Source organism: Xenorhabdus santafensis (genome assembly GCF_033949405.1).
In the GTDB taxonomy this organism is placed as follows: domain Bacteria; phylum Pseudomonadota; class Gammaproteobacteria; order Enterobacterales; family Enterobacteriaceae; genus Xenorhabdus; species Xenorhabdus santafensis.
On record NZ_VCDN01000059.1, the window covers coordinates 1 to 24,657 of the forward strand.

Below are 24,657 nucleotides of genomic sequence, written 5' to 3' on the forward strand. Positions count from 1 at the left end.
GTATCTTACGCTTTTCGCCTCCAGAGTCAAGCGTTTATTTTCGCTTTTCTCTCACTGCCCTCAGCGGCTTGTGTTCGCTCAGCGTCGGTCAGTGGTGGCGCATTATAGGGAGTTTTACGGAAGTGACAATAGTTTTTTTCTATTTTTTTTCTGTTCGTGGTTTTTTTCTTCAAAATGGTGCAACAACCAACAAAAAGACGTTTTTTAAGTCACTTTATTGCACCATATTCACTCTTTTTTTAAGACTCGACGTCAGATTTTTAAAAACGCCTCAGAAAATCTATCTACCTGCTCCCAATCTGTATATTCAATTTCTTTTTTTGTATCTGTTTCCCCGCCAGTCATTCGCATGATGAACTGAATCATGATGCGATCCAACCAACTATAGCGAGGATAAAGCAGCGCACCGGCAAAAACCTCAGGCAAATCGGGTTTCCACGGGCTTTTCATTAAGAATTTGCGCACATAGGCGTTTGTTTCCGGCGTTCTTTTTTCTGGTTTTCTTGCTGTCAGATTGACACCGAAGAAAGCTGTCGGCATTTGATTCAATTGTTCTTGATGGCGAATAACAAACTTGTTCAATATAGAATTGAAGTGCCCATAACGTATTGATGCACCGATCATGACCTTTTGATAAGGGGCCAAATTGACCTGTTTTACTGTAGCAAGATCCCTCAAGTCACAAGCAATACCTGCACGCCGGATGTTTTCTGCAATACGCATGATGATTTTTTTGGTTTGTCCATCCTGAGTGGAATAGAGCAATAGATAACTCATAGTTACACCTTTATTAAGCTAAGCCACTATTCACGCCAAAAGGTCGGTGTGAACAAAACTAACAGTGTGAATACTTCCAAGCGCCCGAATAGCATGGTGACGACCAATATCCATTTCGCCATCGGATTCATGGTCGTAAAATTGTCAGCTACAGCTCCCAGCCCCGGGCCTAGGTTATTCAGTGTTGCCGCTGTAGCAGAAAAAGCAGAAAACTCATCAATGCCCGTTGCAATTAATAGCAACATACTAATGACAAAGACCAATGCATAGGCAGAAAAGAATCCCCATACTGCCTCAATGATTCTGTCCGGCAATGCCCGTTGCCCTAATTTGATGGTATATACCGCATTCGGGTGCACCAATCGTTTCAATTCGCGGGAGCCTTGTAAAAAGAGCATCAGGATGCGAATAACTTTCAATCCTCCCCCTGTTGAACCAGCACACCCGCCAATAAAGGCAGAACATAACAGTAAAAAGGGTAAAAACAGCGGCCAGTGAGAAAAGCTGTCTGTTGTGAATCCGGCAGTCGTTGCCATGGAGACAACTTGGAAGAAGGCGTGATTGAATGCTTCTATTTCTGACTCATAAACTGAGTGTTGCCACAATATCAACATGCAGACCACCAATAATGCCAACTGGATCGTGATAAACATGCGAAATTCTGGATCACGCCAGTATACTTTCAAGCTTCTGCCAGAAAGAACGGCAAAATGCAGGCCAAAATTACAGCCTGATATCAGCAAGAAAATAGCAATGATCGTGTTAATGGTCGGACTATTGAAAAAGCCAACGCTGGCGTCATGGGTCGAAAACCCGCCAATGGCGATAGTGGAAAAGCTATGGGAAATGGCATCAAATACTGACATTCCCGCTGCCCACAGCGCTATCGCACAGGCAATAGTCAGCAACACATAGATTAGCCAAAGTGTTTTTGCTGTTTCTGCAATTCGGGGACGCATTTTATTGTCTTTCAGTGGCCCCGGCATTTCCGCACGATAAAGCTGCATTCCCCCAACACCGAGTAAAGGCAAAATCGCCACAGCCAGCACGATAATTCCCATGCCTCCTAACCATTGCAACATTTGCCGGTAAAAAAGGATGGCTTTTGGGAGAGAGTCAAGACCAACAAGTGTTGTCGCCCCTGTGGTTGTCAGACCGGAGAATGATTCGAAAAAGGCATCAGTAATGGAAAGGTTAGGCTTTTCAGAAAAAATAAACGGTAGTGCACCAACACTCCCCAATACAGTCCAAAATAGAACAACGATTAAGAAGCCCTCTTTTGGCTTGAGATCCCGTTTTTGCTCCCGATTGGGCACCCACAATATCAAGCCAATAATAAGGGCAAAGATAAATGTCTGGCTGAATGCCTTGCCTGCCCCATCGCGGTAAATCAATGCCACCAAACCCGGGATAATCATTGTGACAGAGAAAAGAATAACAAGTAGCCCAACAATACGGGTTATGGCGCGAAAATGCATTCGGCTGGTTCCTTAGAAATCCGGTATAACAAAAGGGTTAAGATTTAGGTGATAAAAATAGAGCACCGCGGCTTAAATCTCGTAACTTATCACCTATCTCGCCAGCTAGAGTTGCCGGCAATGAAACTTGCAACGTGACATTTTCGGCGTATTCACTGGCAATCACTTGCCCAGCAAATTGTTGCAGTAACTGCTCCACCATCGAAATATGAGAATATTCACACTGTAGCTGAAATAATTTTTGTGGCACCTTATATTCAGTTTCTAATAATTTCAATGCTTGCTGTACACCATTGCCATACGCTTTGACCAAACCACCTGTTCCGAGCTTTATTCCGCCAAAATAGCGGACAGACACCGCAGTAATTTCACCCAAACCGCTTCCTATTAATTGGGCAATCATGGGCTTGCCCGCGGTTCCAGTCGGTTCTCCGTCATCCGAAAAACCCAATTGCTGGGAATCATCCGGCGCGCCTGCCACAAAAGCCCAGCAATGATGCCGAGCATCAGGATATTGCTCCTTGATGCCTTGGATAAATAACTTTGCCTCATCAACCCCGCTGGTATGCTCCAGCAGGGTGATAAAACGACTTTTTTTTATTTCTTCAGTAAAGCTGACTGAAGCCGCAGGTATTAGATAAGGCTTCATTACGGCAAATGTAAGTCTCTGGTCATGTTTTCAATTTTTCCATCGTGAATAACGATGTTGTCTTCAATGCGAATGCCGCCATAAGGCTTCAACATGTCTATTTTTTTCCAGTTGAAGTGCTGACGATATTCATTTCCACGCCACGGGGCCAAGAGTGTTTCAATAAAATAAATTCCTGGTTCAATGGTTAAAACCATTCTTGGCTCCAGAATCCGGGTGCAACGTAGATAAGGATGCATTTCCGGAGCGGCTAAATGTTCCCCGCTATCATTTTGCATAAAACCAGCTGAGTCATGCACTTGTAAGCCAAGTGGATGGCCAAGCCCGTGTGGGAAAAATGGGAATGTCAGCCCTTTTTCAACCATACTGTCTTCGCTGATGCCATGAATGATGTCATGCTTTTTCAGAAGCTTAGCTATGCGATGGTGCATATTAATATGATAGTCGGTATATCGGGCACCCGTTTTAATCGTTCCGATAATCGCCTGCTGCTCTTCATTCAGATCTTTAATCAAGGAAGCAAAATCGTTATTGGATTTTGCAGCATAGGTTCTCGTGATATCGGCCGCATAGCCATTATATTCCGCCCCCGCATCTAACAAGAAGCTGCGGATTTCAGAAGGCGCTTTCTGCTGTAATTTGGTGTAGTGTAAAACTGACGCATTTTCATTCAAGGCAACGATATTATCATAAGGAACATCGGTGTCACGGTGCCCGGTAGCCATCAGATAAAACATGTTAATTTCGAATTCGCTTACCCCCGATAAAAATGCATCATAAGCGGCCAAATGACCATTAACGGCAGTTTTCTGTGCTTCGCGCATGCAAGCCAGTTCATAATCTGTTTTATACGAACGGTGGTAATTCAGGTAATCCAGAATCGCTTTCGGGTTAATATTATGTTCAGCAATTCCAAGCGATTCAGCACGTTTAACTTGTTCACCAATGTAAATCACATTCTGTTTTGGCAACCCGCCTAATTGAGCATTGATGTCTTCTGCTTTTGCCAAATGAATCAGCTCTACATCTTCAGTCCAGTAATTCGTGGGCAAAGACTCCACGCTATGCCAATAATCGACAGGGGAATAAAACCACAATTTGGGTTTGTTGATGCCATCAATCCATAGCCAACAGTTAGGAACTTTGGTTACAGGAACCCAAGCCTTAAAGTGAGCATTGACTTTAAAAGGATAAGATCTGTCATCAAGAAAAATTTGTAATGCTTCACCAGAGTGAATAAGCAGGGCGTCACGCTGAGTTCTTGCCAATATTTCACTGGCACGTTTTTGTAATGTTTTAATGTGTTCGTGATACAGAGATGCCAACTTTTCCATCTTAATTAGCCTTTTGATTTTCTGGCAGGAGATTAAATATTATCACAATTCATTGTATTGGGAGCTATCACCTAAAAAACCATAACCCCAAAATCAGCGGTAATATTCATATTTTTCAAATCACTGGCAAGAAATGTTATCGACTGTCTTAAATCTTACCTGTGATCCGCCCTACAAAAAATTAATCATCAGTTTGCATTCAATTAACACACTAATCACAATCACCTCATCTGGTCATACCAGATGGTATGCACTCATTGAGGAGAATGACATGCTCTACCTAAGTGACACTATTCAAGTTAAATGGCTGAAAGATGGCATTGCAGAACTGATCTTCAATGCGCCAGCTGCAATTAATAAATTAGATACAAAAACTGTTGTTTCACTGGATAAGGCTGTTGCCACACTTGAGCAACAAACTGAACTCAAAGGGCTGTTGCTGCGTTCCGAGAAACAGGCCTTTATCGTTGGGGCAGATATCACTGAATTTTTATCATTATTCAATGCGCCTGAAGAGAAACTTCACAATCTGTTGAATCTTGCCAACAATATTTTTAACCGTATTGAAGATCTTCCTGTTCCGACTATCTCTGCCATCAATGGTTATGCTCTGGGTGGTGGCTGTGAAGTTGTACTTTCCACCGATTTTCGTATCGCATCCCCAGACCTTCGTATCGGGTTACCAGAAACTAAATTAGGCATTATGCCGGGCTTCGGCGGTTCTGTTCGCCTGCCTCGTGTCATTGGTTGCGATAATGCCCTCGAAATCATTACCGCAGGAAAAGATATCAGTGCTGAAGAAGCGCTGAAAAATGGTCTGATCAACGCTGTCGTTCCGGCTGAAAAACTGATTGATTCTGCTGTTTCCATTCTGGAACAAGCCATTAAAGGCGATCTGGATTGGAAAGCTGTCCGCCAGCCGAAACTAATGCCTCTGAATCTCAATGAGATAGAACGTACCATGAGTTTCAACGTGGCAAAAGGCATGGTAATGAAAGTGGCAGGCCCTCATTATCCAGCACCAATTACAGCGGTTAAAACAATCGAGAAAGCGGCGACATTAGGTCGTGACGAAGCACTGAAATTAGAGTCTGCCAGTTTTGTCTCTTTGGCACAGACCTCTGTTGCCCGTGCTTTGGTTGGCATTTTCCTGAATGATCAATATGTCAAAGGACTGGCGAAAAAACACCAGAAAACCGTGACAACACCTGAGCAAGCTGCTGTTTTGGGAGCCGGTATCATGGGCGGTGGCATTGCCTATCAATCCGCGCGCAAAGGTATTCCAGTCTTGATGAAAGACATCAACCAAAAAGCGCTGGATTTAGGTATGAATGAAGCCGCCAAGTTGTTGAATAAACAACTTGAGCGTGGGCGTTTGAATGCCATGAAGATGGCTCAAATCCTGTCTTCAATTAAGCCAACTCTCAATTATGCGGGTATCGAACAAACTCAGATAGTAGTTGAAGCCGTCGTTGAAAATCCAAAAATCAAAGCCGCAGTCCTGGCAGAAACAGAGTCACATATCAGTGATGACTGCATTTTGGCTTCGAATACCTCCACGATCCCTATTTCTGAATTAGCAAAATCGTTGAAACGGCCAGAAAATTTCTGTGGAATGCATTTCTTCAACCCAGTACACCGCATGCCACTGGTTGAGATCATTCGTGGAGAAAAAACGTCAGAACAGACTATTTCCACTGTTGTGGCTTATGCCAGCAAAATGGGTAAAACACCGATTGTCGTTAATGATTGCCCAGGTTTCTTCGTAAACCGCGTGTTATTCCCTTATTTGGCCGGTTTCGGCATGCTTCTGCGCGATGGCGGTGATTTCCGTCAAATCGACAAAATCATGGAAAAAGAATTCGGTTGGCCGATGGGCCCTGCTTATCTTATCGATGTGGTTGGCATTGATACCGCTCATCACGCACAGGCTGTTATGGCACAAGGCTTCCCTGAGCGCATGAGCCGCGATTACCGTGATGCCATTGATGTGTTATTCGAAAATCAGCGCTATGGTCAGAAAAATGGCGTTGGCTTCTATAAATACACTCAAGATAAAAAAGGCAAGCCGAAGAAAGAGCAAGATGAAGCAGCCGACCAGTTACTGGCTGGCATCAGCAAACCAAAACACACGTTCTCTGGTGAAGAAATCATTGCCCGTACCATGATCCCAATGATCAACGAAGTCGTTCGTTGTCTGGAAGAAGGTATCATTGCCAGCCCGGCAGAAGCAGACATGGCCCTGGTTTACGGTTTGGGATTCCCTCCATTCCACGGTGGTGTCTTCCGTTATCTGGATACCATGGGAACTGCCGCTTACGTGAAGATGGCTGAAAATTATGCTCATTTGGGTGCGCTTTACCATGTCCCAGCGGGCCTGAAAGCAAAATCCGAAAGCAATGAAAGTTACTACCCTGCCCCGGCAGAACTTGCTGTCAATCCAGGTGAAAAAGCGTGAGGTCTGAAAACATGGAAAACGTAGTTATTATTGATGGTATCCGTACCCCGATGGGGCGCTCAAAAGGTGGTGTATTCCGTCAGGTCCGTGCCGAAGATCTCTCCGCACATCTGATGAAATCGTTACTCAAGCGCAATCCTGCCCTTCAGCCTGAGCATATCGACGATATCTCTTGGGGATGCGTGCAGCAAACTCTGGAACAAGGATTCAACATCGCCCGCAATGCCGCATTGCTGGCAGGCATCCCACATTCAGTTCCGGCTGTTACCGTAAACCGTTTGTGCGGTTCTTCAATGCAGTCTTTGCATGATGGGGCTCGCATGATCATGACCGGTGATGCCAACATCGCGATGGTTGGTGGTGTTGAGCACATGGGGCATGTGCCAATGAATCATGGTGTCGATTTTCACCCGAAATTAAGTCTCAATGTTGCAAAAGCAGCAGGCGTAATGGGTTTGACCGCAGAAATGCTGGCTAAAATGTATGGCATCAGCCGTGAAATGCAAGATGAATTTGCTTTGCGCTCTCATCAACGCGCGACACAGGCGACTGAATCCAAAGCTTTTGCCAACGAAATTGCGGCAATCTATGGTCATGATGCTGACGGCAATATGAAATTTGTCGATTACGATGAAGTTATCCGTTCTGAAACTAACCTCAAAGATCTCGCCGCTCTGCGCCCAGTTTTTGATCCTGTTACCGGAAGTGTTACTGCGGGTAACTCATCAGCACTTTCTGATGGTGCGTCGGCCATGCTTATCATGAGCGAAAGCAAAGCCAAAGAGCTTGGGTTGAAAGCTCGTGCCCGTATCCGTTCAACGGCTGTTGTTGGCTGTGATCCTTCCATCATGGGTTATGGCCCTGTGCCTGCAACAAAAATGGCACTGAAAAAGGCAGGTTTAAGCCTTTCCGACATCGGGCTGATCGAACTGAACGAAGCATTTGCCGCACAATCATTAGCTTGTATGAAAGGGCTGAACCTGCTGGATAACATGGATGACAGAATCAACCTGAACGGTGGAGCGATTGCTCTCGGTCATCCATTAGGTTGCTCTGGCACGCGGATCACAACCACTTTGCTGAATCTGATGGAAAGCAAAGATGTGCAGTTCGGATTGGCGACCATGTGTATCGGTTTAGGTCAAGGCATAGCCACGATCATCGAGAGAGTGTAATTACCTGGTGTGTTTGTAAAGTACTGACGATTGAAATTTATATGTATTTTCCCTTGTCTGTCTTGTCTATTGCATCACTCTAATAAGTTGTTGCCGTAGTTTCCCGCCTGTCAGGGGCGGGTTTTTTTATTATTTTTTACGGGAAAAATAACTTAGATAAATTCAAACGCATCTCCGTACATACGCTCAACAGAGGCATCACGCTCGCTGCAAAACCGTTCACGCGCAATCTTAGCCATTTCAAAGCGACCGGCAATGTAGATATCATGGTTTGCCAAAGAACCAAAATCTTCTAAAACCGCACTCAAAACTGTTCCGCTTCTGCCCCGCCAGTGTTCATCAATCTGCTCGACAACAGGAACCACCGTTAAATTGGGATGAATTTCACTCAGGGCCTGTAATTCACCCAAGTCATAAAGGTGTTGCAGCTCGCGCCCACCCCAATAAATTGAAATTTCACGGTTAGGATTTTTTTCTAGTGCTGCCAGCAGGATAGAGCGGGTATAAGAAAAACCGGTTCCTCCTGCAATCAATAGCATCGGATTTTCACTCTCTTCACGATACCATGCCTGACCATGCGGAATATCAATATCAATGGCTCGTTTAGCCAGGATCCTGTCCATAACCGCCATTGCATAGAGATTGAGTTCAGAAGCCCCAATATGCAACTCAATTATCTGTTTTTCTGATGGGGGCGATGCCATAGAAAAAGGACGTTTGTCTCTTTCATCCATTACCACCATCAAATATTGCCCTGCACGGAAAGAAAAAGGCGAATCAGGTAATAAACGAACCCGATAAACTGTATCTGTAATGGAGTCAACCGATGTTACTTTACAGCTTAATGTTGTCATGCGTTCCCTCTTATCGCTTGAAAATATCTAATTGATCCCAAATTTCATCCACACGGCTCCGAATTTCATCGCTCATCACGATCGGACGCCCCCATTCCCTTTGTGTCTCTCCTGGCCATTTATTCGTTGCATCCAGCCCCATTTTCGAGCCTAACCCAGAAATGGGAGATGCAAAATCAAGATAGTCAATTGGTGTATTATCCATTAAGACAGTATCTCTTTGTGGATCCATCCGCGTTGTTATCGCCCAGATGACATCATTCCAATCTCGTGCATTGATATCATCATCACAAACGATCACAAATTTTGTGTACATAAATTGTCGCAAATATGACCAGACTCCCATCATTACTCGTTTGGCATGGCCTGCATACTGTTTTTTGATGGTAACGACTGCGAGCCGATAGGAACAACCTTCTGGCGGTAAATAAAAATCCACGATTTCAGGAAACTGTTTTTGCAGTATTGGCACCAGCACTTCATTTAATGCAACACCTAATACGGCGGGTTCATCTGGCGGACGGCCAGTATAAGTGGAATGATAAATAGCATCTTTGCGCTGAGTTATGTGGGTTACCGTAAATACCGGGAACATATCCACTTCATTGTAATAGCCAGTGTGATCACCATAAGGCCCTTCCGGTGCCATTTCACCGGGTTCAATGTATCCTTCAAGGATGATTTCAGCACTTGCAGGCACTTCCAGATCATTGGAAACACATTTGACAACTTCGGTTTTATGCCCACGCAATAATCCAGCAAAAGCATATTCAGACAAAGTATCAGGGATAGGAGTTACGGCACCCAGTATCGTGGCAGGATCAGCCCCCAACGCAACAGCAACGGGAAAACGCTCCCCCGGATGCGCCTGACACCACTCCTGAAAATCCAGCGCGCCGCCGCGATGGGATAGCCAGCGCATAATCAGTTTATTTTTCCCCAATACCTGCTGGCGATAGATCCCCAAATTCTGCCGCTCTTTGTTAGGCCCCTTAGTTACCGTCAGCCCCCACGTGATAAGTGGCGCTGCGTCTTCTGGCCAACAATGCATAACAGGAATGCGAGTCAGATCCACCTCTTCCCCTGACCAAATATTTTCCTGACAAGGTGCGGAGTTAAGGCGTTTGGTCGGCATATTCAACACTTGTTTGAATTTAGGCAATTTATCGACCAAATCACGGAACCCTTTGGGCGGTTCAGGCTCTTTAAGGAAGGCCAATAATTTACCAACATCATGTAGGGCCTTGACATCATCTTGCCCCATTCCCATGGCAACTCGCTTGGGCGTACCAAATAAGTTGCACAGCACAGGCATCGAATAACCTTTAGGATTTTCAAACAATAAAGCTGGGCCACCGGCACGAAGAGTACGATCCGCGATCTCCGTCATCTCCAAATAAGGATCCACTTCCATGCGAATTCGTTTTAATTCACCTGATTCTTCTAATAAGGAAAGAAAGTCTCTTAGATCGCGGTATTTCATATTATTCATTTGTGCCGATATTTAAGGAAGGAAGGACATTATAAGTCCTCCCATGAGGGTTACAAGGTAAACTGATAACCCACTAAAAATCAATGGAATTAGTGTAATCTTGTGGATTAAGTTCCTCAGTTACAGTGGAATGGCACCCAACTGTCCAATACTTGTGTATTGAATTGCTCAGGGAAGATTTTATTGTGCTGGAAGAGCTTAAATCCTTCATTTCTACTGCTAAAATAATGCAATTCATTCTCTTTAATATGAAAACCACTTCCTTCACGTAGCCCGATAACAATTTCATCTGGATTAATAGCACAAAATTCTGCAATTCTCTCATCACGAGTTTCCCCCATAAGCCCACTAATATGGCTATCAATATAATGAGGATTAATCTGGACAGGAAACAATCCTAAAGCCGGCATAACAACAGCATTACTGACAGGCATATCATTAGTTGTCCTGATGCTTGGCGTTGCCACATTACTTCCTGCACTCCAACCGATATAAGGCACATGGCGTTCACGGACAGCACGCTGGATAGGAATAATGAGCCCTTTTTCATGCAACTGCTGATTCAACAACCAAGTATTGCCACCACTGACTAATATGCATTCAGCCTGTTCGATTGCCTGAACAGGAGAATCAAAATCTTCTATGCAAATCACCTTGATACCCAATGCTGCTTCCAGCATCTTTGCCCGTTCGCTGTGGGAAGCACGAATAACAGCATAGCCGACGAATACCGCAGAACGAATATTACGTTCGGTAAACATGACTTTCAGCCGCTCTTTGGCATATCCCAATAACTGTTCATCATCGGGAAGTTTACCGTTACTCAGCAAAAATATTTCCATCTGACTTTTCCTTTATAAATTATTAGATAAAATTATAATTGCGAACATGATTTATATGCTTTTTCTCTATTTTCATCATAAAGTAATACGTATGTGGTTACTTAAAATAAATATCACTGGTTATAAAAACATAATTCATAACTTCACATAACTTTTTAGCTTTATTGATGACCCGTCCGTACTGGTTTTGCTATGCTAAACATTCTAGATAATGGAGTTGGAATATTATGGGAAATTGGTATCTTCTTTACTGTAAACGCGGACAAATATCTCGGGCAATAGAGAACTTGGAAAGACAAGATGTGATTTGTCTGACACCTACAGCCAAAATTGAAAAAGTTATTCGGGGTAAGAGAACCACCGTTACTGAACCACTGTTTCCCAATTATCTTTTTGTAAATTTTGATCCTGAAGTTATTCACACAACCACAGTTAATTCAACGCGTGGTGTAAATTATTTTATTCGGTTCAGTACTTATCCTGCGATTGTTCCGCAAACTATAATTGATGAGTTGATGTCTCTTACCGAACAAGAATATGTCGCACCGGAAACCCCGGTTGCTGGTGATACTGTTTTGATTACTGAGGGAATTTTTGAAGGAATTAGAGCAATTTACAACGAACCTGACGGTGAAACCCGTTCCATTATTTTACTGAATATTCTTAATAAAGAAGTTTCTAAGATATTGGATAATAAGCAGTTCATCAAAGTTTAATCGAGGAACGGGCAATATTGCCCGTTCCCCCTAAATCAGTACAATCAGTATTGCTGCTCTTTCAACCACTGAGCTACGCGCTTGGCAAAATAAGTCAGTACACCATCTGCCCCAGCCCGTTTGAAACATAAAAGCGATTCCATAATCGCTGGTTGCTCTTTCAACCAACCATTTTGAATCGCTGCCATGTGCATGGCGTATTCACCAGAAACCTGATAGGCAAATGTCGGCACCCCGAAAGTATCTTTTACTCTGCGGATCACATCCAAATATGGCATACCTGGTTTCACCATGACGCTATCGGCACCTTCTTGCAAATCCTGTGCAACTTCCTGCAATGCTTCATCACTGTTTGCAGGGTCCATTTGATAGGTCATCTTATTGCCGCCTTTCAGATTACCACTGGAGCCGATTGCATCCCTGAATGGGCCATAGTAGCAAGAGGCATATTTAGCCGCGTAAGACATAATTTGAGTATTGATGTGACCGTCTTTTTCGAGCTGCTCACGAATAGCCCCTATACGGCCATCCATCATATCACTTGGAGCAATAATCTCAGCTCCCGCTTCAGCATGGGATAATGCTTGCTTGACCAAAATATCTCTAGTGATGTCGTTGATGACATAACCATCCTCATCAATAATCCCATCCTGCCCGTGGACAGTAAAAGGATCGAGGGCTACATCAGTCAAAAGCCCCAATTCAGGCACAGCATCTTTCAGCGCACGCACAGAACGTTGAATCAACCCATCAGGGTTATAGGCTTCCTTTGCATCCAAGGATTTTTTTTCTGCTTCAATAACCGGAAACAGAGACAAAACAGGAATACCCAGTCGGGCAATCTCTTCAGCTTCTTTCAGCAAAAGATCGATTGTCAGACGATACACTCCCGGCATTGAAGGGACTTCCTGACGCTGATTCGTACCTTCCATCACAAATACTGGATAGATAAGATCATTAACAGTCAGTTGATTTTCCATAAATAAACGGCGGGAAAAATCATGGCGGCGCACACGGCGCATACGACGGCCGGGAACTGTCCCCGGAAATACATAGCTCATACTGCTCTCCTTATGTAAAACCCAGTGACAAGCACTGGGTTAAATAGCCATCATTTTGTTTTGGTTAAACCAATAATATCAACTTGTTATAATTAGCTTGAACAATTTAGAACAGATCATTTATCAAAACTGTCATCAGTATCACGATTTGATTCACCGCCCTGATCGCTCGATTTACGTTTACCTGATTTTCCAACATAGACCTGAGCCAGCAAAATCCCCAACTCAAATAACAGATACATGGGAATAGCCAGCAAAGTTTGTGAAAATACATCAGGCGGCGTTAGCAGCATTCCGACCACAAATGCCCCGACTAAAATATACGGGCGTTTTCTTTTCAGGGATTCTGGGCTGACCGCCCCACTCCAGCACAACAAAATAATGGCGATAGGTACTTCGAATGAAACACCAAAAGCCATAAATAGCGCCATGACAAAGCTCAGGTAATTGCTGATATCAGTCGAAATTACAACGCCTTCAGGCACAGTATTGACAAAGAAGCCAAATGCGATGGGAAAAACCACAAAATACGCAAATGCCATCCCCAGATAAAACAATATGCTGCTGGAAAACAGCAAAGGCATAATCAAGCGGCGCTCATGCTTATACAGCGCTGGTGCAATAAATGCCCACACCTGATAGAGAATCATGGGTACTGATGCAAAGATAGACACCATGATGGTCAGTTTTATCGGTGTAAAGAAGGGAGAGGCGACGTCTGTTGCAATCATATTTGCACCTTTTGGCAATTGTTCCATCAAAGGTGCAGCAATAAGTCGGTAAATGTCATTGGAAAAATAGACCAATGCCAAAAAAACCACCAATACAGTAATTAAGCTATTTAAGATCCGCTTACGCAGCTCAATCAGATGACTGATTAGAGGTTGGGTGTTATCCACAGACATGTTTTAGTGTTCGCCATTTGCTTGTTCAGGAGATTGCGGTTTTTTCTGCCCTTGCTTCGGGGCTGCCTGTACTTGAGCAGATTGGTTTTGAGTTGATTCACCTGAAGTTGACCGATTGGAGGATACTTGATTTGAAGCTGATTTTTCAGACACACCCTGTTCTGAATGCAGATGTGTTACTGACGGCTGGGAAACAACCGACTGAAAATGAGCTTCATCTTCTTCCAGTTCTTCCATTTCATCAGGTTTCAGCTGATATGTGTTTTTCAACGACTCAGCCGCTTCTCTCAGCTCTTCCATCGATGCTTTCAACTCTGGAGACAATGATTGTATATCCGCCTTTTCTTCCATTTTTTTTAGGCTGTCCTGCAGCTCTTGCAACTTCAATTCCTGAGCAAGTTCATTTTGGACATTAGCGGCCATCGAGCGTAACACCCGTATCCATCCAGCTACCGTTTTTACCGCAATAGGCAAACGTTCCGGCCCGAGAACAACTAAGCCAATAACCATTACCAACAACAGTTCACTAAAACCAATGTCAAACACGGTTTATACCTGCTCTTTGTTTTTGCTCTCTGGCTTTTCAGACTGCTCAACTGTGGGTTTTTCGGCAATATTTTGGGTTTCAAAATCAGCATCGTGGCTATTTTTTTCCGCCAGATCTGATTTTTCCACTTTTTCATCATCGTTCATTGCCTTTTTGAAGCCTTTGATTGATGCGCCTAAATCTGAACCCAAGGTACGCAGTTTATTTGTACCAAACAGCAATACAACAATGACAGCAATAATGAGTAATTGCCAAATACTTATACCACCCATACTGACCTACCTCTATTCGTCAAAATATCACTCATGATTCCATTATAAGCCACTAACTGAATGTTCGAAAATAATGCAATCATTCCCAACACCACAATAGAACGGACTTCCACTTATTTGTAACAACGGTTCGTTAACCACATTTAAATGTGGTTAATATCAACTGCAATTACGTTCAAGCACTTCCATTCACTTTCCATCAGCGTTTACATAAATTACGCCAACCCAATATCCACGATACAACTCCACCGCCCATTAAGCCATATGACAGAGGATTTTGCCCTATGATAAAAAACAAGCTGCCACAGATAAACAACGTTGCTCCAATCCCGAGTAAATAGAGGGACTTACGTTGCCGAATCTGCTGATCTTTGAATTGTTGTGATATTTGGTCAATGCTGGCTTGCAACCGTCGGTGCTGTTGAAGTGTGCCATATACCAGTTCAGGAAGCTCCGGCAATTTCTCAGCCCAATAAGGCGCTTTTTCTTTGAAAGCACGTACAATGGCGGGTAATCCAACCTGATCATGCAACCAATCTTCCAAAAACGGTTTTGCTGTTTTCCACAAATCAAGTTGCGGATAAAGCTGACGACCCAACCCTTCCACATACAATAACGTTTTTTGCAGCAGAACTAATTGAGGTTGAACCGTCATATTAAAACGACGGGCGGTATTAAAAAGATTCAGCAAAACATGCCCAAATGAAATCTCTGCCAGCGGTTTTTCGAAAATAGGTTCACAAACCGTACGAATAGCAAATTCGAAATCTTCCACGTTGGTATCAGCAGGCACCCAGCCAGAATCAACATGTAATTCAGCGACCCGACGGTAATCACGATTGAAAAACGCTATGAAATTTTCAGCCAAATACCGTTTGTCGTCTTTATTCAAAGAACCAACAATACCGTAATCAATGCCGATATAGGTGGGGTCTTCCGGTTTTTCATAACTGACGAAAATATTGCCGGGGTGCATATCTGCATGGAAAAAACTATCACGGAAAACTTGGGTGAAGAATACCTGAACACCACGCTCAGCCAACAGTTTCATATTGGTATTCTGTGCTTCCAAAGCTGAAATATCAGACACAGGAATACCATAAATGCGCTCCATGACCAATACATTTTCCCGACAATAACTGGGATAAACTTCCGGTACATAAAGCATCGGGCTGCTTTCAAAATTTCGGCGCAATTGGATGGCATTTGCGGTTTCCCGCAATAAATTCAGCTCATCAAGCAAAGTTTTCTCATACTCATGCACAACTTCGCGCGGGCGAAGGCGGCGACCATCCGGCAGCAAAGGCACCAAATTTGCCAGGCGATACATTAACCGTACATCAGCCTTGATAACGGGCAAGATATCTGGACGAATGACTTTCAGAACAACTTCTTTGCCATTTTCCTTCAAGCGGGCTGTATGTACCTGAGCAATAGATGCTGAAGCCAGAGGCTGTATATCAAAATCCTCAAACCACGTTTCCAGTGGCCCTTCCAATGCCGTTTCAATTGATTTCCGGGCCACTTCACCATCAAAGGACACAACCCGGTCTTGCAACATGGAGAGTTGATCAGCTATCGCAGGCGGGAACAGATCTCGACGTGTGGAAAGCATTTGGCCAAACTTGATCCAAACTGGGCCAAGTTCTTGCAACGCCAGACGCAAGCGTTCACCAAGAGGTTTATCCTTATGACGGTTGGGCATCCAGAACAGAAAATAGCGCCCAAAACGCAATGGCCATGTTAAACGGATGTTCGGAATCAGTTCATCCAGCCCATAAGAAAGAAAAACTCGGATGATAAAATAAAGCCGCTTTATTTCACTGGGAGTCATATTTCCCCTCCAGTGCTGCCAGACGTTTTTCTATTTGATTGACATCATTGGCAATGGCATCAACTTCTTCACTGAAATGCGCCCCTTCCAACGCCCCAGGAGCCATTTTCCATTCTTCAGTCAATGACTCAAAGAAGTCATTTTTCTTCTTTGCGATGGTATTGCTGGCAAACTTAATGCCTTTCTTTATCACCCGACTGATGCTTTCTGCAGCAATATCACCGACATAAGGAGAAAGATAATAAGCAGGGTCCCATTCCGACATATCCAGCAAGGCTGACCATTGCTGAATGACCTGCATATCCCCTTCAATGACGATTTCACCACTATTGATCAAGGTTGAAAGACATTGACGATCCCGTAACTTAAGCAGTGCGGGCAGTGTGGTTTTCATTGAGCAATTTGCTGGCTCTGAATATTGACTTAAGACGTCTACTTGTTTCTCACTGAAAAACAACACGAGCGGCGTTTTAATTTCTTTTAATTCGATGGAGAGTGTTTTGCCCGCCAATCTTAAGCGGGCCGATTTTAATACGGGTTCACGATACAGCAAATGATTCAGGGTCGTTTCCAGAAAAGCCGCCAAAATCGGAAACAATACCTTGTGATTTAATGTCACTGAATCTGATACCGCTGGCTCCACACCATGATTAGATAAAGGATGGCTGGATAAAGGCTGGTTGGATAAAGACGTTTCCATTTCAGAATTTGAATCCTTTATGCAATGCAACAATTCCCCCAGTCATATTGCTGTAAGAAACCTGATCAAAGCCTGCTGCTTCCATCATGCTTTTTAACGTTTCTTGATCTGGATGCATACGAATGGATTCGGTCAAATAACGGTAACTGTCCGCATCTTTGACAACGGCCTGACCAATGCGAGGAAGTATATGGAACGAATAAGCGTCATAAACTTTGCTCAATGGTGCCAATACCGGTTTAGAGAATTCCAACACCAACAAGCGCCCACCCGGTTTAAGTACCCGGCACATAGAACGCAAGGCTTTTTCTTTATCCGTGACATTACGCAGGCCAAAAGAAATGGTAATGCAGTCAAAATAGTTATCAGGAAAAGGTAATTCTTCTGCATTGGCCTGAACATAGCTGACATTGCCCACGATGCCAATATCACGTAATTTTTCGCGTCCGACTTTCAGCATGGAATCGTTAATGTCAGCCAGAACAACTTGGCCGTTCTCACCGACAATACGGGAAAATTTTGCGGTCAAGTCACCCGTTCCACCAGCCAGATCAAGCACTTTGTGACCACGACGGACACCACTTGCCTCAATAGTAAAACGTTTCCAGATACGATGAATGCCGAATGACATCAGATCATTCATCAGGTCATATTTTGCAGCGACAGAGTGGAATACTTCTGCCACCATGTCTTTTTTTGACTCTTTGGATACGGTGCGGAAACCAAAATCAGTGGTTTCTTTTGATTGATCTGCCATGTTACTTGTCCGCTTTTTATTCAAAAATTTAATAACAAGTGTACCAGTCTTTATAGTAAAACCCTATCCAGACTTCACTTATTAACCTGCAATGATTGGAAAGATTTATCAACTAATTGCGAATCAATGGGGCGCTTTACATCTACTCCCAAATCGCGGAAATCCTCAGCCTGACTAATCAGGTTGCCTCGCCCTTCAACCAATTTTTTCATTGCAAAATGATAACTCGCCTGTGCTTTATTGAGGCTTTGCCCCAACCCTTGCATATCATCTACAAACAATCGCATTTTGTCATACATTCTGGCAGCTTTCTCTGCAATCAGACTTGCATTTTGACTTTGATATTCATAACGCCAGAGATTATTGATAGTGCGCACAGCCACCAGCAACGTTGAAGGGCTCACAAGCATAATATTGTGTTTCAGAGCTTCATCCAGCAATTCCGGCGCTTGGCTGAGTGCCACCAGATAAGCCGGCTCTACAGGAATAAACATTAATACGTAATCCAACGACCTCAGGCCGGGCAATTGCTGATAATCTTTCCGGCTCAGCCCTCGAATATGTCCTTTAATCGAATTGATGTGCTCCTGCAATGCCTGCATTTGTTGATGTTCATCATTACTGTTGAAATAACGTTCATAAGCAACCAATGACATTTTGGCATCAATAATGACATCTTTTCCTTGTGGCAAATGCACAACTACATCGGGCTGGAAACGCTCATTGTTTTCCGTTTTAATATTCACCTGTGTCTGGAATTCATGCCCTTCCCGCAAGCCTGATGCCTCCAACACACGGGCCAATACCATCTCCCCCCAATTTCCCTGCATTTTATTATCGCCTTTCAGGGCTTTTGTCAGATTGAGTGCCTCTTTTGCCATTTGCGCATTAAGTTGTTGCAGATTACGAATTTCATGGGTGAGGGTATGACGCTCACGAGCTTCCTGCCCAAAGCTATCTTGCACTTGACGACGGAACCCTTCCAATTGTTCACGAAATGGCATCAGGAGATGGTTGAGACTCTGGCGGCTATATTCGTCGGTACGACGTAGGTTTTGCTCGAAAATACGGTTGGCAAGATTTTCAAATTGTGTATTCAGGCGCTGCTCGCTGTTAACCAATAAACGCTGTTTTTCCTCTGCTGCCAATCGACTTTCTTCAAGCCGGGTACTCAGCTCCCGCAGTTCGACTTCCTGTATGCCATTGATCTCACGCTGGGCCAGCAATTCTTGGTTTAATTGCTCACATTCATTGCGCCAATAGTGCGTTTGTTCCAATTTTTCATGGCTGACAGCCAGCTGACTGTGCAACTCCCGCAATTCCTGCTCTTTTTGTTGCACCCTCTGATGAATAAAAAGCCAGACGAAGATCCCCCCGCCCAGCATTCCACTTAAACTGCCAATCAGCATATATAACCACTGGATATCCACCAACACACCCTCGTTAACTTTTTTGATTCATCAGACTTAATGTAAGTTAAATAGATGCTGTATAGATGTCCAGAGTATTTAATGTGTTTATTTCAGTTTGCAAAGCCGCTCGCAATTACCCGATCCATTCTGCCAACCAACGCAGGCCAAACGCCCCGGGTGCTAGAATGCCGAATGCCCAGATTAGCGCTGAGGTAGCATTGGCGAGCTGAAAATGACGTTTTGGCATGGCACAAATGCCCGCCACCAGCGGCACGGCAGCTCTCAGCGGGCCAAAAAAGCGCCCAATGAAAACTCCCCAGATCCCCCAACGTTCGAAAAACTGATGGCCGCGAACCAAAGTTTGGGGATGACGGGAAAGAGGCCACATCTTGCCGACATTTTCTTTGTAGTGAAAACCAAACCAGTAAGATAACCAATCACCAAAGAAAGCGCCTGCGGCGGCAGCTATCCATATTGGCCAGAAATTCAGCCCACTTTCACCAATCAATGCCCCCAATCCCAATAAAATAATTGTCGCAGGCAATAATAGGGAGATAAAAGCCAGTGATTCACCAAAAGCCAGTAAGAAAATAATAGGGATCGCCCAGACTTCATGGTTTTTTACGAAATTGGTCACCAGTTCGTTGATTTCATGCAGGCTCAAATTAGTATTTCCTGTATTGTCGGTGTTTGCTATAAATTAGCACCAGAGAGATGAATCAAAGCTAACTGAATATTCTTATTCAAGAAAATATGCCTGTAGTTTTTCACGCGCCGCAATATCAAGCCCGATATCTTTTTCCAGCCAAATATCCACACAGCCATAATGCTGGTTAATGCTGTTCAAGGCGGTCAACAGGAATTCTTCCCGGACTGAATAAACATAAGCAAATTTTTCAACCACACTATCACTCATAGTTTTGGCATATTCATTCAGCAAGTAATCTCGATATGGTGCCAACGTGACATTGGTCAGTAAATAGTCTTCCATCACCATGTCCAAATCAGCGCCCAATGCCAGCAAAACCAGTGCTGAGCCAACTCCCGTCCTGTCTTTACCCACCGCACAATGTTGTACAATTCCGCCTTTCTCTGGCTGCAACAACAAGCTGGCTAATGTTTTATACGCATCATTCTTGATTGGCAATAATTCATACAGGCGTGCCATAAACACTTTGGCATCAAATTGTTCCAAGATTTCCTTGTCTAATTGATCCAAATTAGCACTGACTTCCTTGGAAAGTGGATTCGCCGGCGCATGATGATAATGCGCTCCGAGCCAGATCTGATCGGGCTTATCCATGATTTCACAACTATCACGATAATCGATGATCTGGAAAAGATTTTGTTCCGCCAAGAACGATTGATCATCTTGTGTCAGCTTGTCCAACGCTCCGGAACGAAACAGTAACCCTGACTTAATTTTGGCTCCGTTGCTTAATTTCTTATTGCCTAAGTCACGGAAATTAATACCTCCATTCAAAGGAAGTAGTGAAGGATGAGATAGAAGTGTTGTGGTCATTAGTCACTCTTGTTGCGATTAAAATATACGTTTGCCTTTCAACTTGCTGATTTTATTGGCAATAAAATTTGATTTATCAGTATATTAGTTAATGAAAACAAATAGATATTATCAAACTCAGTTGATAGTTGTGTGTGCTAATTCGTTGCCATTGCGACTTACTATTATATAAAAAGTTGTTATTACAAATAAGTATTAGCACATAACGTTATGACATTATCAGATTTTAGAATGAAAGGAAGAGGAGATATCATAAACCAACAGCAGGGCCAGATATTTCTGACCCTTGTATATAATCTTTCAAACTGCCTCTTTGTTGCCTGCGATGCAGCTTGAAATCCATTGTGTATAAAAAGCATTACAGCAGGCGGCGGGCAGCCTCAACAACAATGCCCAATACATTACTTTCAGTTTTTTTCAGCAATTCAGCATCCGGAATTTCTTGTTGGGTACGGTTCACGATAACGCCGGCCACCATACCACTGCGCAGTCCTTGGCTTGAACACATAGTCAGCAATGTCGCTGATTCCATTTCGAAGTTCAACACGCCCATTTCCTGCCACTCTTTCATAGAACCCTGGAAACGACGGACAACACGCCCGGAATAAGTATCGTAACGTTCTTGCCCTGGGTAGAAAGTATCAGAAGACGCCGTCACGCCCACATGCGTGGTTGAACCGGATGCTTTCGCCGCTTCGTATAGCGCGTTTGTACATTCAAAATCAGCAACTGCCGGGAATTCCATTGGGGCAAAGTGCAGACTGGCACCATCCAAGCGAACTGCAGCAGTGGTAACCAGTACATCTCCCACATTAATGTGTGGTTGGATTGCTCCCGTTGTACCAATTCGCAGGAAAGTACGAATTCCCAGTTGTGCCAGTTCTTCTACGGCAATCGACGTTGAGGGGCCACCAATACCTGTGGAACAAACGATGACCGCTTTCCCGTCAATCTCGGCACGCCATGTTGTAAATTCACGGTGGGAAGCCAGATGCACAGGGTTATCCATCAATCGCGCAATTTTTGCAACACGGTTAGGATCACCAGGCACAATCGCTAAAGTTGCTCCTTGCAGGTCACTTTTTGTGATACCTAAATGAAATACATCAGACATATCGGACTCCTCAACGGACATGATTCAAAATATATACTTAAATTTAGTGAATACTCTGACACTTTTAAGTGATCAAAATCACTCTTAATCAATCCAATAAAGAAACACTTACATATAATTGTGATTCAAATCACAAATATATGTAAGGGCAATGCGATAAGTATAAAATTAAAACAAAAAAAATATGCCAATAGCTGTCACAAAGACCAAAATCGAAAAAGCGCCCCTTTCCAGAGCGCTTTTTCATCATTTATGCGGTTAAGGGTAACTTACATAATAAAGTTGAGCAGCAATATGCCACAAAGCCCTATGCCCCACGCAATTGTCGTCGGAATTGACCAAACGATAATCTGTTGCTTTACATTTTTAATTCCCATCATTCGGTTAACTACCCAGAAAAAACAATCATTGAAGTAGCTGAAAAACAAAGTTCCCATCACCGCAGCCTGAGCCGCTAACAGCATATTAATATCCGGTATTTGTTTAATAATGGGCGCGGAAATAGAAGCTGCGGTAATCATCGCCACTGTACCGGATCCTTGGATAATCCGTATTAATGTCGCGATGATAAAAGGGATTAACACCGATGTTATCGGTAGGCCCGCAATATACTGGGCCAGAATCATTCCTGTCCCACTTTCGTTTAACACTGCCCCCAACGCTCCTCCGGCTCCTGACACCAGCAGGATAATACCGACGGTTTTTAACCCCTCTTCCAAATGTTCAGTCACTTCCTGCTTGCTTACTTTCGGCATTAAGGTATACACCGCCAGCAATACGCTGATTGCTAAAGCAATAATTGGTGAACCAAGGAAATTAAAGCTCTGAAAATAGAAATTATTTTCCTGTCCTGCAAACTCTTCGGTTTTCAGCAACATTCCATTGATAACATTGGTGAAGATAAGCGCAATCGGCACAACAATCGGCAGAAAAGAAATAAACAGGTTCGGCAATGGCTTGTTGGCTTTTTCTTCCATATAACGCTGATGAATTTGCTGTAAGTTTTCTTCCGCATCAATGAGTTGATATTCAGGATATTTAGCTTCCAACCATTTTGCATAAAGGGTCATACCGATAACACATGGAATAGCCAATACCATTCCCACCAGCATCATTGAACCTATATTGACTCCGAATATTCCGGCAACGCCCAGCGGCCCCGGAGTTGGAGGAACAATATGGTGAGTCACTACCAATCCTCCTGCCAGCGATACTCCCAGCGTCAATACACTACGCTTGCCTTTCTTTGCCAATGCCTTTACCAAAGGATAGAGGATCACAAAAGCGGAATTCACAAATATGGGAATACTGACAATATAACCGGTAATCGCCAAAGCCCATTCTTCACGCCTTTTACCCAACCACTTTATCAAGCTATAGGCGATTTTTTCAGTTGCACCGGAAACCTCCAGTATTCGCCCCATCATGCTCCCCAGTCCAATCACGATGCCAATACTGCCCAATGTCGAACCAAACCCCTTGGAGATAACCTCAACGGTGTTGCTCAGTGTTAATCCTCCAGAGGTTCCAGCAATTATCGCAGCAATTAGCATGGCAACCAGTACATGAACACGAGTACGTAAGACCAGAAAAATCAGCGTAAATACCGCCACGCCCAATCCAATTATTGGAATGTAAGACTCCATCATAAAACCCTATTTCAATCTGTATTAAGCGATAAATGCACGAACAGCATCGTTGAATGATTAACTGATGGTTAAAAAGCAAACCATTAATGATGACAATTTTCGCCGAAGTTTCCTTTCATAACTTCTTGAAACTATTTTTGCAAATAAGAATTTACTCTTTATTTTTAAACTGAGCGTTCAATGTATTGTTTAAAAAAGAATTATTGCTCTAATAATCGCAATTATCACCCACATACAACGTCATTCAGATTTGCAATCGTGCAAAACGATAAAATCGTAATCAGATGAATGAGAGAAGGGAATAATAAGTTCAAGAGAATGAATATGTTTAGGAAAGATCTGACTATTTGTTACCTTTTTGATCTTCACATAGATAACTTCACAAAAAAACGATGAATATCACATTCGGGATTTATATATCATGGGAATAAATAAACTTAATTATTTGAATTAAATAAATTTTCAATCTCAATGGCGAGAAAAGCATTTCACACATTAGTGTGATGACATAAGAAAAATTACTTAACCTAAAAATCCACTCATTATCCAAAATAAGGCACATTTAAAATATTGTGCTACTGTAATAATTAAATCTGTCATTCATATTTATTCCATAGCATCTCTACTACTTTATTCCTGTAAATATACCTAAATAAGTGTTTTATCTGGTCAGGCCGATAAAACCTCAACAAGAGGGGGACGTTACGATGGGCTTTTTTGATCAAATCACCAATTTGCTGAGCGGAGGAAAAAATCAGCAGCTCCAGCACCTGATGGATTGGGTTGAAGGTCAGGGAGGAATAAGTGGATTAGTAGAAAAGTTTTCCCAACAAGGTCTAGATGGAACGATCCATTCGTGGATTGGTTCTGGTGAAAATTTACCAATTCATGCAGATCAGATCTCTTCTATTTTCGGCTCTTCTACTGTCCAACAGCTAGCAGAAAAAATCGGCATTGACCCCAATGAAGTCTCATCCTTAATTTCCCAGCATTTGCCTAATTTAGTTGATAAAGTCACGCCAAATGGTGAAGTTCCAGAAAACCTGGATTTAAAATCCGTTGGTATGGATTTGCTGAAAAATAAGCTGCTGGGTAAATAATAAAGTTCG

23 protein-coding genes are annotated in these 24,657 nt (G+C 43.3%); 4 read left to right on the top strand and 19 right to left on the bottom strand.

Annotation, left to right across the window (positions count from 1 at the left end):
• Positions 1–252: 252 nt before the first annotated feature.
• Genes hemG through pepQ form a run of 4 tightly spaced genes read right to left on the bottom strand, consistent with a single transcriptional unit; the run spans position 253 to position 4,238 of the window.
• Positions 253–777 carry a menaquinone-dependent protoporphyrinogen IX dehydrogenase gene (gene hemG / locus FE392_RS14480; RefSeq protein ID WP_319930930.1) on the bottom strand — a complete coding sequence of 175 codons (525 nt, stop codon included), beginning with the start codon at positions 775–777 and terminating at the stop codon, positions 253–255.
• A gap of 26 nt (positions 778–803) precedes the next feature.
• Positions 804–2,255, bottom strand: coding sequence for a Trk system potassium transporter TrkH (gene trkH / locus FE392_RS14485; protein ID WP_319930931.1), 1,452 nt, complete (start codon positions 2,253–2,255; stop codon positions 804–806).
• Between the two features lie 37 nt (positions 2,256–2,292).
• On the bottom strand, positions 2,293–2,904 hold the full coding sequence (locus tag FE392_RS14490; RefSeq protein ID WP_319930932.1) for an IMPACT family protein: 612 nt from the start codon (positions 2,902–2,904) through the stop codon (positions 2,293–2,295).
• Positions 2,904–4,238, bottom strand: coding sequence for a Xaa-Pro dipeptidase (gene pepQ / locus FE392_RS14495; protein WP_319930933.1), 1,335 nt, complete (start codon positions 4,236–4,238; stop codon positions 2,904–2,906). Before pepQ ends, FE392_RS14490 begins: the two co-directional genes overlap by 1 nt.
• Positions 4,239–4,509: 271 nt before the next feature.
• On the opposite strand from pepQ, the gene fadB reads away from it, so the two are divergent.
• Together fadB and fadA are read left to right on the top strand one after the other, a co-directional pair.
• Entirely contained in the window at positions 4,510–6,696 is a 2,187-nt protein-coding gene (gene fadB / locus FE392_RS14500; RefSeq protein ID WP_319930934.1) for a fatty acid oxidation complex subunit alpha FadB, read from the top strand.
• Between the two features lie 11 nt (positions 6,697–6,707).
• On the top strand, positions 6,708–7,871 hold the full coding sequence (fadA, locus tag FE392_RS14505) for an acetyl-CoA C-acyltransferase FadA (protein ID WP_319930935.1): 1,164 nt from the start codon (positions 6,708–6,710) through the stop codon (positions 7,869–7,871).
• A gap of 152 nt (positions 7,872–8,023) precedes the next feature.
• Here fadA and fre read toward each other — a convergent pair whose 3' ends face one another.
• The 3 genes from fre to pepE all read right to left on the bottom strand — a co-directional run bounded on the left by fre (position 8,024) and on the right by pepE (position 11,059).
• Positions 8,024–8,725, bottom strand: coding sequence for an NAD(P)H-flavin reductase (fre, locus tag FE392_RS14510; RefSeq protein WP_319930936.1), 702 nt, complete (start codon positions 8,723–8,725; stop codon positions 8,024–8,026).
• 10 nt (positions 8,726–8,735) lie between these two features.
• A complete protein-coding gene (ubiD, locus tag FE392_RS14515; protein WP_319930963.1) occupies positions 8,736–10,208 on the bottom strand; it encodes a 4-hydroxy-3-polyprenylbenzoate decarboxylase in 1,473 nt (490 codons plus the stop codon).
• 125 nt (positions 10,209–10,333) lie between these two features.
• Positions 10,334–11,059 (bottom strand): dipeptidase PepE, encoded by a 726-nt coding sequence (gene pepE / locus FE392_RS14520; RefSeq protein ID WP_319930937.1) that lies wholly within the window; start codon positions 11,057–11,059, stop codon positions 10,334–10,336.
• Between the two features lie 227 nt (positions 11,060–11,286).
• Here pepE and rfaH point away from each other — a divergent pair, with 227 nt between their 5' ends.
• Positions 11,287–11,775, top strand: coding sequence for a transcription/translation regulatory transformer protein RfaH (gene rfaH / locus FE392_RS14525; RefSeq protein WP_319930938.1), 489 nt, complete (start codon positions 11,287–11,289; stop codon positions 11,773–11,775).
• A 44-nt stretch (positions 11,776–11,819) separates the two neighbouring features.
• Here the strand turns inward: rfaH and hemB are convergent, their stop codons facing one another.
• The 12 genes from hemB to FE392_RS14585 form a co-directional block, all read right to left on the bottom strand.
• Positions 11,820–12,836 carry a porphobilinogen synthase gene (hemB, locus tag FE392_RS14530; RefSeq protein ID WP_319930939.1) on the bottom strand — a complete coding sequence of 339 codons (1,017 nt, stop codon included), beginning with the start codon at positions 12,834–12,836 and terminating at the stop codon, positions 11,820–11,822.
• Between the two features lie 116 nt (positions 12,837–12,952).
• Positions 12,953–13,741 carry a Sec-independent protein translocase subunit TatC gene (tatC, locus tag FE392_RS14535; protein ID WP_319930940.1) on the bottom strand — a complete coding sequence of 263 codons (789 nt, stop codon included), beginning with the start codon at positions 13,739–13,741 and terminating at the stop codon, positions 12,953–12,955.
• 3 nt (positions 13,742–13,744) lie between these two features.
• Positions 13,745–14,287 carry a Sec-independent protein translocase protein TatB gene (gene tatB, locus FE392_RS14540; protein WP_319930941.1) on the bottom strand — a complete coding sequence of 181 codons (543 nt, stop codon included), beginning with the start codon at positions 14,285–14,287 and terminating at the stop codon, positions 13,745–13,747.
• Between the two features lie 3 nt (positions 14,288–14,290).
• Positions 14,291–14,560, bottom strand: a complete 270-nt coding sequence (gene tatA, locus FE392_RS14545) for a Sec-independent protein translocase subunit TatA (RefSeq protein ID WP_319930942.1) — start codon at positions 14,558–14,560, stop codon at positions 14,291–14,293.
• A gap of 199 nt (positions 14,561–14,759) precedes the next feature.
• Positions 14,760–16,394, bottom strand: a complete 1,635-nt coding sequence (gene ubiB / locus FE392_RS14550) for a ubiquinone biosynthesis regulatory protein kinase UbiB (protein ID WP_319930943.1) — start codon at positions 16,392–16,394, stop codon at positions 14,760–14,762.
• Positions 16,381–17,094, bottom strand: coding sequence for a ubiquinone biosynthesis accessory factor UbiJ (locus FE392_RS14555; RefSeq protein ID WP_319930944.1), 714 nt, complete (start codon positions 17,092–17,094; stop codon positions 16,381–16,383). The genes ubiB and FE392_RS14555 overlap by 14 nt, the downstream gene beginning before the upstream one ends.
• Position 17,095: 1 nt before the next feature.
• Positions 17,096–17,851 (bottom strand): bifunctional demethylmenaquinone methyltransferase/2-methoxy-6-polyprenyl-1,4-benzoquinol methylase UbiE, encoded by a 756-nt coding sequence (gene ubiE / locus FE392_RS14560; protein WP_319930945.1) that lies wholly within the window; start codon positions 17,849–17,851, stop codon positions 17,096–17,098.
• A gap of 74 nt (positions 17,852–17,925) precedes the next feature.
• Positions 17,926–19,236: a DNA recombination protein RmuC gene (gene rmuC, locus FE392_RS14565; RefSeq protein WP_319930964.1), complete on the bottom strand. Its 1,311-nt coding sequence runs from the start codon at positions 19,234–19,236 to the stop codon at positions 17,926–17,928.
• Positions 19,237–19,396: 160 nt separating this feature from the next.
• A complete protein-coding gene (locus tag FE392_RS14570) occupies positions 19,397–19,927 on the bottom strand; it encodes a DedA family protein (RefSeq protein WP_319930946.1) in 531 nt (176 codons plus the stop codon).
• 75 nt (positions 19,928–20,002) lie between these two features.
• On the bottom strand, positions 20,003–20,785 hold the full coding sequence (locus tag FE392_RS14575; RefSeq protein ID WP_319930947.1) for a tyrosine-protein phosphatase: 783 nt from the start codon (positions 20,783–20,785) through the stop codon (positions 20,003–20,005).
• A 358-nt stretch (positions 20,786–21,143) separates the two neighbouring features.
• Positions 21,144–21,899: a uridine phosphorylase gene (udp, locus tag FE392_RS14580; RefSeq protein ID WP_319930948.1), complete on the bottom strand. Its 756-nt coding sequence runs from the start codon at positions 21,897–21,899 to the stop codon at positions 21,144–21,146.
• 269 nt (positions 21,900–22,168) lie between these two features.
• Entirely contained in the window at positions 22,169–23,545 is a 1,377-nt protein-coding gene (locus FE392_RS14585; RefSeq protein WP_319930965.1) for a GntP family permease, read from the bottom strand.
• A gap of 710 nt (positions 23,546–24,255) precedes the next feature.
• Between FE392_RS14585 and FE392_RS14590 the strand changes: the two genes are divergently transcribed.
• A complete protein-coding gene (locus tag FE392_RS14590) occupies positions 24,256–24,648 on the top strand; it encodes a YidB family protein (RefSeq protein WP_319930949.1) in 393 nt (130 codons plus the stop codon).
• Positions 24,649–24,657: the final 9 nt, after the last annotated feature.